Source organism: Nocardia sp. NPDC056564 (assembly GCF_042793755.1).
GTDB lineage: Bacteria > Actinomycetota > Actinomycetes > Mycobacteriales > Mycobacteriaceae > Nocardia.
On sequence record NZ_JBHTUR010000002.1, the window covers coordinates 538,575 to 550,905 of the forward strand.

General features: G+C 69.4%; 13 protein-coding genes and 1 pseudogene. 8 read left to right on the forward strand and 6 right to left on the reverse strand.

Annotated features, from left to right (window positions below; translation table 11 throughout):
- Positions 1–11 precede the first annotated feature (11 nt).
- Positions 12–1,013, forward strand: coding sequence for a bifunctional oligoribonuclease/PAP phosphatase NrnA (locus ACFQ9K_RS06545; protein ID WP_378724245.1), 1,002 nt, complete (start codon positions 12–14; stop codon positions 1,011–1,013).
- 290 nt (positions 1,014–1,303) lie between these two features.
- On the forward strand, positions 1,304–2,722 hold the full coding sequence (locus ACFQ9K_RS06550) for an MATE family efflux transporter (RefSeq protein WP_378724247.1): 1,419 nt from the start codon (positions 1,304–1,306) through the stop codon (positions 2,720–2,722).
- 5 nt (positions 2,723–2,727) lie between these two features.
- Here the strand turns inward: ACFQ9K_RS06550 and ACFQ9K_RS06555 are convergent, their stop codons facing one another.
- Positions 2,728–3,132, reverse strand: coding sequence for a hypothetical protein (locus ACFQ9K_RS06555; protein WP_378724249.1), 405 nt, complete (start codon positions 3,130–3,132; stop codon positions 2,728–2,730).
- Between the two features lie 242 nt (positions 3,133–3,374).
- On the opposite strand from ACFQ9K_RS06555, the gene ACFQ9K_RS06560 reads away from it, so the two are divergent.
- The 3 genes from ACFQ9K_RS06560 (at position 3,375) to truB (ending at position 5,965) form a co-directional block, all read left to right on the forward strand.
- Positions 3,375–4,316 carry a metallophosphoesterase family protein gene (locus tag ACFQ9K_RS06560; protein ID WP_378982938.1) on the forward strand — a complete coding sequence of 314 codons (942 nt, stop codon included), beginning with the start codon at positions 3,375–3,377 and terminating at the stop codon, positions 4,314–4,316.
- 75 nt (positions 4,317–4,391) lie between these two features.
- Positions 4,392–5,060: a 4'-phosphopantetheinyl transferase Npt gene (gene npt, locus ACFQ9K_RS06565; protein WP_378724251.1), complete on the forward strand. Its 669-nt coding sequence runs from the start codon at positions 4,392–4,394 to the stop codon at positions 5,058–5,060.
- On the forward strand, positions 5,060–5,965 hold the full coding sequence (gene truB, locus ACFQ9K_RS06570; protein WP_378724254.1) for a tRNA pseudouridine(55) synthase TruB: 906 nt from the start codon (positions 5,060–5,062) through the stop codon (positions 5,963–5,965). Before npt ends, truB begins: the two co-directional genes overlap by 1 nt.
- 106 nt (positions 5,966–6,071) lie before the next feature.
- On the opposite strand, the gene ACFQ9K_RS06575 is transcribed toward truB, so the two are convergent.
- Together ACFQ9K_RS06575 and ACFQ9K_RS06580 are read right to left on the reverse strand one after the other, a co-directional pair.
- On the reverse strand, positions 6,072–6,680 hold the full coding sequence (locus ACFQ9K_RS06575) for a MerR family transcriptional regulator (RefSeq protein ID WP_378724256.1): 609 nt from the start codon (positions 6,678–6,680) through the stop codon (positions 6,072–6,074).
- Positions 6,681–6,751: 71 nt separating this feature from the next.
- A complete protein-coding gene (locus tag ACFQ9K_RS06580; RefSeq protein ID WP_378724258.1) occupies positions 6,752–7,366 on the reverse strand; it encodes a TetR/AcrR family transcriptional regulator in 615 nt (204 codons plus the stop codon).
- A gap of 142 nt (positions 7,367–7,508) precedes the next feature.
- On the opposite strand from ACFQ9K_RS06580, the gene ACFQ9K_RS06585 reads away from it, so the two are divergent.
- The 3 genes from ACFQ9K_RS06585 (at position 7,509) to ACFQ9K_RS06595 (ending at position 10,152) form a co-directional block, all read left to right on the forward strand.
- Complete coding sequence (locus tag ACFQ9K_RS06585) at positions 7,509–7,919, forward strand: DUF4345 domain-containing protein (protein WP_378724260.1); 411 nt, start codon at positions 7,509–7,511, stop codon at positions 7,917–7,919.
- A gap of 488 nt (positions 7,920–8,407) precedes the next feature.
- Positions 8,408–8,830: an EF-hand domain-containing protein gene (locus ACFQ9K_RS06590; RefSeq protein WP_378724262.1), complete on the forward strand. Its 423-nt coding sequence runs from the start codon at positions 8,408–8,410 to the stop codon at positions 8,828–8,830.
- A 590-nt stretch (positions 8,831–9,420) separates the two neighbouring features.
- Positions 9,421–10,152, forward strand: coding sequence for a hypothetical protein (locus ACFQ9K_RS06595; protein WP_378724264.1), 732 nt, complete (start codon positions 9,421–9,423; stop codon positions 10,150–10,152).
- A 36-nt stretch (positions 10,153–10,188) separates the two neighbouring features.
- On the opposite strand, the pseudogene ACFQ9K_RS06600 reads toward ACFQ9K_RS06595, so the two are convergent.
- The 3 genes and pseudogenes from ACFQ9K_RS06600 to ACFQ9K_RS06610 all read right to left on the reverse strand — a co-directional run.
- Positions 10,189–10,848: pseudogene (locus ACFQ9K_RS06600) on the reverse strand (GntR family transcriptional regulator); the annotation flags it as partial.
- Positions 10,835–11,566: a maleate cis-trans isomerase gene (locus ACFQ9K_RS06605; protein WP_378724266.1), complete on the reverse strand. Its 732-nt coding sequence runs from the start codon at positions 11,564–11,566 to the stop codon at positions 10,835–10,837. The pseudogene ACFQ9K_RS06600 and the gene ACFQ9K_RS06605, both read right to left, overlap by 14 nt.
- A 15-nt stretch (positions 11,567–11,581) precedes the next feature.
- A complete protein-coding gene (locus tag ACFQ9K_RS06610; protein WP_378724268.1) occupies positions 11,582–12,322 on the reverse strand; it encodes an Asp/Glu/hydantoin racemase in 741 nt (246 codons plus the stop codon).
- Between the last annotated feature and the right edge of the window lie 9 nt (positions 12,323–12,331).

Consider the following 12,331-nt stretch of genomic DNA (forward strand, 5'->3'; position numbering starts at 1 on the left):
TGCGGTAGACGATGACGAGAATGCGGGACGCGGTCGACCTCGATGCTGCGGTCGAGGCGTTGAACGCCGCCCGCTCGGTCACCATCGTCTGCCATGTACAGCCGGACGCCGACACCGTCGGCAGCGGTCTCGCGCTGGCGCTGGTCCTGCACCGGCGCGGGATTCCGGTCTGGGTGTCGTTCGCCGAACCGGCGGAGCTGCCCGAATCGATGCGGTCACTGCCGGGGGTGCACCATCTGGTGCCGCCCGCCGAGGTGCCCGCGTCGGTCGATCTGCTGATCGCGGTGGATTGCGGCAGCGTCGGCCGGCTCGGTGCGCTCGCCGATCGAATCGACGGTGCCGCACAGACTTTGGTGATCGATCACCATCGATCCAATGACCGGTTCGGGACGATCAACGTGGTCGACGCCGGGGCGGAATCGACGACCAGCCTGATCGTGCGACTGCTCGACGTGTGGGGCGTGCCGATCGATCTCGAAGTGGCGCACTGTCTTTACGCGGGGCTGGTGACCGACACCGGGTCGTTCCGGTGGGTCCGGCCCGGCACGCACGAGCTGGCCGAGCGGTTGTTGGCCACCGGGATCGACGGCGGCGAGATCGCCAGGACGCTGCTGGACACGCATCCGTTCGGATGGCTGACCATGCTGTCCCGGGTGCTCGCGACCGCGCAGCTGGTGCCGGATGTGCGGGGCGGTATCGGGCTGGTGTACGCGTTCGTGCGGCTCGACGACATCGCCGAGGTGAGTTCCGAAGAGGCGGAGAGCGTCATCGATATCGTTCGCACCACTTCCGAGGCCGGTATCGCCGCGGTGTTCAAGGAGTCCGGGATCGGTGCCGATCGGTGGACGGTGTCGTTGCGTGCGCGCGACAGCAGGCCGGGGGCGGATGACGGGGTGGATGTCGCGGAGGTCGCGACCGCGCTCGGCGGCGGTGGGCATCGCTTTGCCGCTGGGTACACGGCGTACGGGGCCGCGGAGGAGCTCGTCGCCACCTTGCTGGCCGCGTTGGGTTGAGCGCTGCCGGTCGTCGTCGCGCGATGTCCGACGGTGCGGCTGTGCGGTCCTGGACTGCTCGACCGGTGCGCCGCGGTCGATCGAAGCCGACGGCACAGTGCTGACGCGTCGAGCGGCCTGTTCGGTGTGCGAGCCGTGATGAGGTGTGTGAATTCGCTGGTCTGTCGGTGGCTCGTGGCAGGGTAGCGGGAGTGGCTGCCGGCGTGCGTTGCCGGCAGCTGGGTGATCGCGATCCAACCGTGGTGCCGGGTTGGCCGGTGCGCTGGATGCGTTGTGGTGAGGGAGGTTTCATGATTGGCGAGTCGCCGACCGAGGGTGACCCGGCGGAGGGCGCGGCGCCGTCGACGGTGGCCACCGGGGCGGTGGTCGAGCCCGCAGCGGAGGCCGGGCCGGGGCGGATCCTGCGGATCGCGGTGCCGACGCTGGGCGTGCTGGTCGCGGAGCCGATCTACCTGCTGTTCGACCTCGCCGTGGTCGGGCGGCTCGGGGCGCTCGCGCTGGCCGGGCTCGCGGTGGGCGGATTGATTCTGGCGCAGACCAGTTCGCAGCTCACCTTCCTGTCCTACGGCACCACCGCGCGGGCCGCGCGCAAGCACGGTGCGGGCGACGAGCGCGGCGCGGTGGCCGAGGGGGTGCAGGCGAGCTGGCTGGCGATCTCGGTCGGGGTGCTGATCCTGGTGCTGGTTCAGGTCTTCGCGGTGCCGCTGACCAGTGCGATCGCCGGCGGCGGGGAGATCGCCGGCGAGGCGCTGGAATGGGTGCGGATCGCGCTGTTCGGGGTGCCGTTGATCCTGATCTCCATGGCGGGCAACGGGTGGTTGCGCGGGGTGCAGGAGACCCGTCGTCCGCTGATCTATGTCGTTGCCGGGCTGATCGTTTCGGGTGTGCTGTGTCCGGTGCTGGTGCACGGGTTGGCGGGTGCGCCGCGGCTGGAGCTACCCGGTTCCGCCGTCGCGAACGTGGCCGGCCAGCTGGTGATGGCCGGGTTGTTCCTGAACGCGCTTGTCCGGGAGCGGGTTTCGCTCGCACCGCAGTGGCCGGTGATGCGCGCTCAGCTGGTCCTCGGGCGGGATCTGATCGTGCGCAGCCTCGCCTTCCAGGCGTGCTTCGTGTCGGCCGCCGCGGTCGCCGCCCGGTTCGGCGCGGCCTCGGTCGCCGCGCATCAGCTGGTGCTGCAATTGTGGAATTTCCTTGCCCTGACCCTGGATTCGCTGGCCATCGCCGCGCAGACGCTGGTCGGTGCCGCGCTCGGCGCGGGCGACGCACCCGGTGCCCGCGCGCTGGCCAAGCGGGTCACCGGCTGGTCGGAGATCTTCGCCCTCGGCCTCGCCGCGTGCTTCGCCGCCGGCGCCGGGCTGATTCCCCGGCTGTTCACCGACGACCCCGCCGTGCTGGACCGCACCCACGTCACCTGGTGGTTCTTCGTCTGCATCATCCCGGTCGCCGGCGTCGTGTTCGCCCTCGACGGGGTCCTGCTCGGTGCGGGCGATGCCGCCTACCTGCGCACCACCACGCTCGGCTCGGCGCTGCTCGGGTTCCTGCCGGCGATCTGGTTGTCGCTGGTCTTCGACTGGGGGATCGGCGGAATCTGGTCCGGCCTGGTCGCTTTCATGGTCCTGCGCCTGGTCGCCGTGTCCTGGCGCGCCTGGTCCGGCCGCTGGGCACAGGTCGGCGCGGAGGTTCCGCGCGCGGTCGAAGCGGCCGGATAGCGAGGTCAGCTGTTGGTCAGGAAGCAGGCGTCGTTCGGCAACTGCTCCACCAGGCCGACGGGCACCGTCACCTTGGCGCAGGCCAGCGTCGGGTACGAGCTCGGCGTATCGGAACCGGCGGGGAAGTCGGCGCAGTAGGTCAGGGCGAGATGCTCGCCCTCGGTCAACCGGCGGGTCAGGGTGAAATCGGCCGGCGCGGGCTGCCTGGGGGACAGCGTGTTCTGCTGCGGATCGCCGTCGACCAGCAGCGTGCACTGGACGGTGCCGCCGCCGAGATCGGTGCTGATCCGGCTCAGCGTCGCGGTCAGGGTATCCCCGGCGACCTGCAGGGTCGCGCTGCTCGGCGGACTGATAGTCGCTCCGGCGAGACCGGGAATGGCGAAGCAGGCCGCCGCGGCCGATGATGCCACGACAATCCCTCGGAATGTGTTGCGTGCGATCATGTTCGGACAACCTACCGGGCCACGGGCGCGGATCCACCCGGTTGCGGGTTCCGAGACAATCGCCTCATTTGGGTTTGGGCGGGCGCCCGCCGGGTTCGCCGTACGTGCCGCACGGCCGCGCGGAGCCGCCCCGATGTTCGGTTCCCGGCGGGGTGACGGGCGCGAAGCGGGTCGGGTGTGCCAAGGTAGGTGTGGTGATACCCAAGTTGATGGCGGTGAGCGACATTCACGTCGGGCACCAGGGGAATCGGCCGGTGGTCGAGCAGATTCATGCCGACTCACCGGAGGACTGGCTGATCGTGGCCGGGGACGTGGGGGAGAAGACCGACGACGTCCGGTGGGCGCTGGAGCTGCTGCGCGGCCGGTTCGCCAAGGTGATCTGGGTGCCCGGCAATCACGAGCTGTGGACGACGGCGAAGGACCCGGTGCAGATGACCGGCGTCGCTCGCTACGACTACCTCGTGTCGATCTGCCGCGACCTGGACGTGCTGACCCCGGAGGACCCGTTCCCGGTCTGGGAGGGCGCGGGCGCCGAGCAGTACGGCGGGGCGGTGACGCTGGCGCCCCTGTTCCTGCTCTACGACTATTCGTTCCTGCCGAAGGGCGCCACCACCAAGGCGGAGGGGCTCGCCATCGCGCGGGACCGCAATGTGGTGGCCACCGACGAGTACCTGCTCTCGCCGGACCCGTACCTGACCAGGGACGCCTGGTGCCACGCCCGCGTGCAGGTGGCCCAGCGCAAGCTGGACGCGCTGCCCGAGGGCACGCCGATGGTGCTGATCAATCATTGGCCGATGGTCCGCCAGCCGACCGACGTCATGTTCTATCCCGAGTTCGCGCTCTGGTGCGGCACCGAGCTGACCGCCGACTGGCATACCCGCTACAACGTGGTCTGCTCGGTGTACGGCCACCTGCACATCCCGCGCACCTCGCACTACGACGGCGTCCGCTTCGAGGAGGTGTCCCTCGGCTACCCCCGCGAGTGGCAGCGCCGCGGCCTCCCCGAACGCCTGCTCCGCCAGATCCTCCCCGCCCCGGTATATCCGCCCGGCTCCCTCAACGAGTGGGGCGGCCACTTCCAGGTGACCCCCGAAATGAAGGCCGCCGCCGAAGAGATGCGCGCCAAGGCCGAGCGCCGCCGCGGGGTCTGATCACCCCGGCGCCGCATCCGTTCGCGGCGGCGGTCTGTGCGAAGAGCGTGCGCGCCTCGTCTAGGCTCGGTGGCAATGATCGAGAACATTTTGCCCGCGGGTGTCGCGTCGGCTGAGCTGCTGGAGTATCCGGAGGACCTGAAGGCGCATCCGGCGGAGGAGCATCTCATCGCGAAGGCGGTGGAGAAGCGGCGCCGGGATTTCATCGGGGCCCGGCACTGCGCGCGATTGGCGCTGGCCGAGCTCGGCGAGCCGCCGGTCGCGATCGGCAAGGGGGAGCGGGGCGCGCCGATCTGGCCGCGCGGCATCGTCGGCAGCATGACGCATTGCGACGGCTACCGGGCCGCGGCGCTGGCGCACAAGCTGCGTTTCCGCTCGGTCGGCATCGACGCCGAGCCGCACGCGACGCTGCCCGAGGGCATCCTCGACTCGGTGAGCTTGCCGCCGGAGCGGGAGTGGTTGCAGGCCACCGGTTCCGCGCTGCACCTGGACCGGCTGCTGTTCTGCGCCAAGGAGGCGACCTACAAGGCGTGGTTCCCGCTGACCGCGCGCTGGCTCGGGTTCGAGGACGCGCACATCACCTTCGAGATCCAGGACAGCACCGACGATTCCGGCCGCGGCACGTTCCACAGCGAGCTGCTGGTGCCGGGACAGACCACCGACGGCGGGGTGCCGTTGCTGTCGTTCGACGGCCGGTGGCTGATTGCCGACGGGTTCATCCTCACCGCGATCGTGCACGGCTGATGGATGGTCTCGGCGGGCTGCTGATCGTCGACAAGGACGGCGGCCTCACCAGTCACGACGTCGTCGCGCGCTGCCGGAAGCTGTTGCGCACCAAGAAGGTCGGGCACGCGGGCACCCTGGACCCGATGGCGACCGGCGTGCTCGTGCTCGGCGTCGAACGAGCCACCAAGCTGCTCGGCCTGCTCACCCTGACCACCAAGGCGTATACCGCGACCATTCGCCTCGGCCAGGCCACCAGCACCGACGACGCCGAGGGCGAGGTGCTCTCGACCACCCCCGTCCTGCACCTCGCGGACGACGAGATCGCCGCGCGGACAACGGAACTCACCGGCGACATCGAACAGGTCCCGGCCACCGTCAGCGCGATCAAGGTGAACGGCGAACGCGCCTACGCCCGCCATCGGGCCGGTGAGGAGGTCCAGCTGGCCGCGCGCCCGGTCACCGTGTCCCGCTTCGACATCCTCGCCCGCCGCGACGTCCCGGACGGCGAATTCGTCGACCTCGACGTGATCGTCGAATGCACCTCCGGCACCTACGTGCGCGCCCTGGCCCGCGATCTCGGCGCCGCGCTCGGGGTCGGTGGTCACCTGACCGCGCTGCGCCGCACCAGGGTCGGCCCGTTCACCCTCGAACACGCCCGCACCCTGGGCGAATTGGCCGAGGCCGCCGAGTCCGGCGCCGCCCTGCTCAGCCTCGACATGGACGAGGCGGTCCGAACCGCCTTCCCGCACCGCGAAATAGACGAATCCCAGGTGGACGACCTGCGCAACGGCCGCTGGCTGGAGCCCATCGGGCTTCCCGGCGTCTACGCCGCCCTCGCCCCGGACGGCCGGGCCATCGCGCTCCTCCAGGAAAGCGGCAAGCGCGCGGCCTCGGTCATGGTCGTCCGCCCGTCGAACCTGTAGCTCGCCCGGGATCTGCGCCGGGCGGAACGCGCTGTGGCATAGCGAGTTCCGCTCGGAATGTGCCGCGGCTCGTGGGATGGGGAGCCTTGGCGGTCGCCGCGTCGAATCAGTTGTCCGCGCTCGGGATGTCGCTACCGGGCGGGATCATCCGTGCGCGTTGGGCATGCAGACGCTGCTGTTCGGCAGGGCTCATGGCCGCGAAGGCGTCCGCGCGTCGCTTCGTCAGTGCCGCAAGCTGTTCGGCGTCCAACTGTCGCGTGTAGTCCGCGCGCTGCTGTGTCAGTCGGGCGAACTGCTCGGGGGTCAGTGGCTGATTCATGGTGATCGTCTCCTCGATCAGTTGCAGGAACTCCGATGTCGTCGGCTCGACCGCATGGTCGAGACCGGCGAGCACGCCGAGCAGGCGTTCACGGAGTCGCATCGCCTGGGCGATGCGTTCGCCGACCGTCGCCAGCTGCTGGCGTATCAGGTCCCGCGGGTCCCGGTCCGGTTCGGCGGCGAGCAGCGCCGCGATGTCCTCGAGCCGAAACCCGAAGCCCCGCAAGGCCACGACGCGATGCAACCGCCGGACGTCGGCCTCGGTGTAGCACCGATGCCCGCCCGAGGTCCGCGACGACGGCTCCACCAGCCCGAGCCGGTCGTAATGATGCAGCGCCCGCACCGTCATGCCGACTTCCCTGGCCAGTTCCCCGACCCGCCACATGCGCTCGACCACCGTGGTTCCTCTCGATGTGCCTCACCCCACGGTAGAACCTGACGTAACGTCAGGTTCAAGTGCCGATTGGGTCACACCGCGCGACCCGGACCGCTCGGCGGGAAGCCGGGGCCGAGGATGGGGTGTAAGGCGCCGAGTAGGGAGCCGATGCTGATGTCCACCAGTTCGGTACGTGAATAGTGCTGGTTCTCCAGCCATTCGACGGTCAGCACCCGGACGAAGGTGAGCCAGCTCAGCAGGATCGAGGAGACCTGGGTGCGCAGGGTTCCGTCGAGGCCGAGGGCGTCGAGGAGCCGCCGGCGTAGTTCGCCGAGTTCGCCGGCGATGATGGCCTGGATGGTGGGATCGCCGGCGAGTACCCGATTCGCCGCGAGCACGCTGTTGGCGTTCGCCTCGAAGTAGTCGAAGTGGGTGTTCAGCCCGGCGGTCAACTGTTCGGCGAGTGGTCGCTCGTTGTCCAGGGGTGTGGCGACCAGCAGCTGCTCCGCGGCCTGCTCGTACACCCCGGCGAACAGATCGCGCTTGCTCGGGAAATGGCGGTAGAGCAGGGCTCGCGACACTCCCGCGGCCGCCGCGACATCCTCCATCAGCACCGCGTCGTAGGCGCGTTCGGCGAACAGTTGCGCGCCCGCTTCCAGTAGCACCTGGCGACGTTCGTCAGGGGACAGGCGACGGCGAGTGCTCATCTCGGAAACTCTAGTTGACGTCTGTCTACTAAGCGTCGTAGGGTCAGTTAGTAGACAAACGTCAACTAGCCCTCTGCTGGTGGTTCACCTCGGAAAACCGCTGCCCACCAGAGAGATTCGTTGCGCACCCGGGGAGAACGACATGGCAACCGCACTCAAATGGCTCTCCATGATCATGGGCGTCGCCTGCGTCGCGATCGGCATCCTGCACCTCGCCGCTGGCATCGACGGCATCCCCGACATGGGCTCCTCCGGCGTCACCGCCGACAGCCAGACCCGGTTCTTCGGCGCCATCTTCCTCGGCTACGGCGTCGCCTGGATCTGGGCCGCCCGCCAGACCCCCATCCCCGCCACCGTCATCCGCTGGCTGGCGGGCATCTTCCTGCTCGGCGCCGTCGGCCGCGCCATCTCGGTGGCCGTCTACGGCTGGCCGCACTGGTTCCAGATCGTCCTCACCGCCCTCGAAGTCGCCCTCCCGCCGATCTACCTCCGGCTCGCCGCCGCCGACGAAAACCGCACCCGCACAACACCACCCACCCCCACCCTCGCCTGACCCCCGAACACGTTCCGCCACCCGGCAATCCGCCTCCACCCGATTCCCCCCACCGACCAGAACCCGCTCGTCGCGAACCACATCAAGCACCTCCCTGACGCCCCACCCGCACCACCGTTCGCTGCCGACCGGGACCTCACTGCGGCAGACTGCGGGTGGCGACTCGGTGATGTCCCGTTCGTCCGGCTGGTTGTTGCTGAGTGGGACCTCGTGGGGGTGGAGTGCGGGTGGTGGCTTGGTGATGTCCCGTTTGTGTGGCTGGTTGTTGTCGAGTGGGACTTCGTGGGGGCGGTGTGCGGGTGGTGGCTTGGTGATGTCCCGTTCGTGCGCCTGGTTGTTGCCGAGTGGGACTTCGTGGCGGTGGAGTGCGGGTGGCGACTCGGTGATGTCCCGTTCGCTGGGGCGGGAACGTTGGGCTGCTGGGGGGCAAGGGAATCCGTACAGTGTGGATTGACCCTGGACGGGGTGGCTGTAGGAGGCAGTGGGCAATGGGTGAGCGGCCGGTCGACACGTTCGAGCTGTGGGATCGGGACGGGGACGGGCTCGTCTCGGTTGCGGATATCACCGTGGGTATTCGGGCACTCGGCCTCGAGGTCGAGGACGACGCGGTCGAGCGAATGGTCGCCGCCGCCGACACCGACGGCGACTTCCTGATCTCCCGGGCGGAATTCGATGCCGCGCTGGTGGGCGGCCGGATCGAGGTCACCGACGCCGACGCCGCCTTCCAGGTCTTCGACATCAACCAGGACGGCCGCATCTCGGTCGAGGAACTCGAATCCCTCATCCGCCACGTCGGCGAGGGACGCATCGAGGACTCGGCCGAAACCCTCCTCGCCGCCGCCGACCAGGACAACGACGGCTACCTCTCCCTCCCCGAATTCCGTTCCCTCCTGGACTTTCTCGCCCGCTGACCCCCACCGAACCGACCACGGTCCGCCGCAAGCCCCCCGCCCCACACCAAGTTCAGCGAGCGGGACCCGGCAGCGGCAACACGCCGATTCGGCCACCCCCCGGTCCCGTTCGGTGCGGTCGCTGGTCGGCGGTGCTAACCGGCGAGGTCTGGCCGACGACTCACTCGATTGGGTGGTGGGGTGGTGAGCGGGACATGGTGGTGGTGACACGCCGATTTGGGCGCGTTCATGTCCCGTTGGGTGCGGTTGCTGGTCGGCGGTGCTAACCGGCGAGGTCTGGCCGACGACTCACTCGATTGGGTGGTGGGGTGGTGAGCGGGACATGGTGGTGGTGACACGCCGGTTCGGCCGCGTTCATGTCCCGTTCGGTGCTACCTGTGGTCGGTCGTTGTTAACCGGTGGGGGGATGGTCGGCGATAGGTAAGTGTCTGGTCGCTCGATTGGGAGGTGGGGCGATGGTTGTTCGTCGGTTGGTTCGAGTGGTGGGGGTGCTGGCCGCGGTGCTGGTGGTCGCATCGGGGTGCGGTGGGGATGGCGGAGGGGCGTCGCGGGACAAGCCGAGCAGTCGTGCCATACCGACGATCAGTTCTGTGCCGGGTCCGACGCCGCAGCGGCCCACAACGTCTGTGCCGCCGGGGAATTCGCCGTCAGCGAATCCGCCGCCCGGCAACCCGTCATCCGGCAATCCGGCGCCCGGCAACCCGTCCTCCCGTAATCCATCGCCCGGTAACCCGCCGCAGGCATTCGGCACCGCGGTGATCCGCACCCGAACACTGTCCGGCGCCCCGGTACCGAACGTGCCGGTCCATCTGGTCCTGGTGCAGCCGTGTGACCCGGCAGCGCACGACATTCCGCTCGGCGGAACCACCGAAACGCTGCGCCGCGACGCGGTCACCGACGGCACCGGCCTCGCGACCTTCGCGGTGCCGACCGGCTGCTACCTCTTCGGCCTCGGCACCCCGCCGCCCGGCACCACCCCGGTCCCGGAGGGCATGCACAGCCTGTTCTTGGTCCGCGAGGGCGAACAGGTCTCCGGCCAACTGCGTTTCGAGGAACCGGGACTCGCGCCGTCGTGCGCCGCCGCGACGATCGTCCACGACCTCGACGACATCGGCGAGCTGATCGGTGCGAACGCCACGGTGACCGAGTGCGACGGCGCGTGGGCGGTCATCGTCTGGGATTCACCCGGCGACAGTCAGCGCATCGTGCGGCACGCCGTCGACGGCTGGCTCACCTATGTCGCCTTCCCGCATGACGTCTGCTGGAGCATGGCCGTCGCCGATGGAGTTCCCGCTCGGCTTCGCCCGTACTTCAGCTGTTGACCGGGTAACTCGCACCGTGTTCGGCTCGGCCGGCTGATTGTGCTCGGCGGCGATGGCGCGGACCGCGTCTCGCATGTGGTCGGTCAGCAGCTTGCGCGCCCTGGCGGGCGGTCCGGCGCCGATGGCGGTGCGCAGGTCGATGTGCTCGCGAGCCTGTTCCGTCAGGTCGGGATTGGTTGTCTGCAAGGCGCCCAAGCACATTCGGGTCTCGATCAGCAGCGTCCTGGCGGCGCGGACCAGGCGGGGGCTGCCCGCGCTGTCGACCAGCGCGACGTGGAAGGCCTGATCGGCGTCGGAAAGTGCCGCGGCATCGCCGATTTCGGCGGCCGCGCACATCTGGCTGACGCTCTCGCCGAGCGCCGCGTAGGCGATCTCGCGGCGACCGTCCAGGATCAGCTCCAGCGCGCCGCCCTCGATGGCGGTCCTGGCCCGGTAGATGTCGACCACGTCGTCGAGGGTGAGGTCGATGACGAAGATGCCGCGGTGGCGGATGCTGTGCAGCAGCCCCTCGGAGACCAGACGCTGCATCGCCTCGCGTACCGGCCCGCGGGACACGTCGAAGCGGGCCGCGAGGTCGGCCTCGCCGAGCTGGTCGCCGGGCGCGAAGCTGCCGCGCATGATCGCCTCGCGGAGCCGGTCGGCGATGACCTCGGCGGTGGATTGCCTGCTGACCGGCTCGATCTCAACGAGCGGCATGCGCGTGCCTTTCTGTGAACAGGGTGCCGAGAGCCGGGCAGGTCACGGCGGCGCCGGCCAGTCGCAGCCCCGCCCAGATGGTGACCTGGTTGGCGGTGAGCACCGGCTTGCCGAGGGTGGCCTCTAGCTCCGGCAGCACGGCAAGCGTATGCATGGCCGTGTCGGGGATGAGCAGCGCCTCGGCATCGGGGTGATCGTTGGCCACGGCGAGCTGCCGGACCTGCTCGGCGGTCAGGGTGCCGACCTCGGCCGCGGTGTCGATACCCGAGCTGCGCATCGAGACCACGTCGATGCCCGCGTCCGCCAGGAACTCGACGAACAGCGCCGCGACGTCGCCCGGATAGCTGGCGGCGACGGCGACGGTCCGCACGCCGAGCGCGTGCACCGCGTCGACGAACGCGAGGCTGGTGCTGGTCGCCGGCACTCCGGCGGCCCCGGCCAGTTCGGCTACCTGATCGCGGGCGCCGCGCGGGCCGTAGACGAAACTGCCTGAGGTGCAAGCCCATACGACCGCGTCGGGCCGGTGCGGCGCGAGCAGTCCGGCTCCGTGCCGCAGCTTGTCCGGGCTACCCAGATCGAGCAATTCCGGGATGGCGTGCAGATCGGTGCCGTAGATGTGCGCCACCGGCAGTTCGGCGCCGAGCGCGGCGGCGGCCAGCGGGTAGTCGTCCTCGGCCGCGTGATCCGGGTAGATGAATCCGATGGTGGGTGTCCGCATGTGGTGTTCTCCCGATCAGAAGACGTTCAGTAGCCATTTGCCCGGGCCCATCATCGGCAGCTTCATCCGGCCGAGGCAGGCCCACATGGTGAGCTGGTTCGCGGTGAGCACGGGTTTGCCGAGGGCCTGTTCCAGCGGCTCGATGACGTCGTAGGTGGGCAGGTTGGTGCAGCTGACGAAGATGGCCTGGGCGGCCGGATCGTCCGCGCCGACAATGCGTTCGGCGATGGTGCGGTAGTTGACCTTCCAGATGCCGCCGCCGAGCCCGAGATGGTCGGAGCGGATGACGGAACAGCCTGCCTCGCCGAGGAATTCGTGCAGCTTGTTGGTCAGCACCTCGTCGTAGGGGGTGAGCACCGAGACCCGGCTGATGTCCAGATGCCGGATCGCCTCGATCAGCGCGCCCGAGGTGGTGACCGCGTCCAACGCCCCTGCCGCGCAGATCGTTTCGCGCAGCGACCGCTCGTACTCCAGGCCCTTGATGAAGCTGCCCGACGTGCACAGGTACGCGACCACCTCCGGCTCGACGTGCAGCACGTCGCGGGTGGCGGTGGTCAAATGCGCTGGATTGGAGACCAATTCGGCCATCGCCAACGAGACCGGTACCGGTTCGTAGGGCGTCCGGGCGAGATGGAGACTGACCTCCATCGGCGCCCAGCGCCAGAGCTCGCGTTCGAGCGCGAGGTCGAACGGAGCGATGATGCCGATGCCCCGCTGTGCGACGGGGCCCTCGATATCCGGGAAGCTGAGTTCCACTACGGCCCC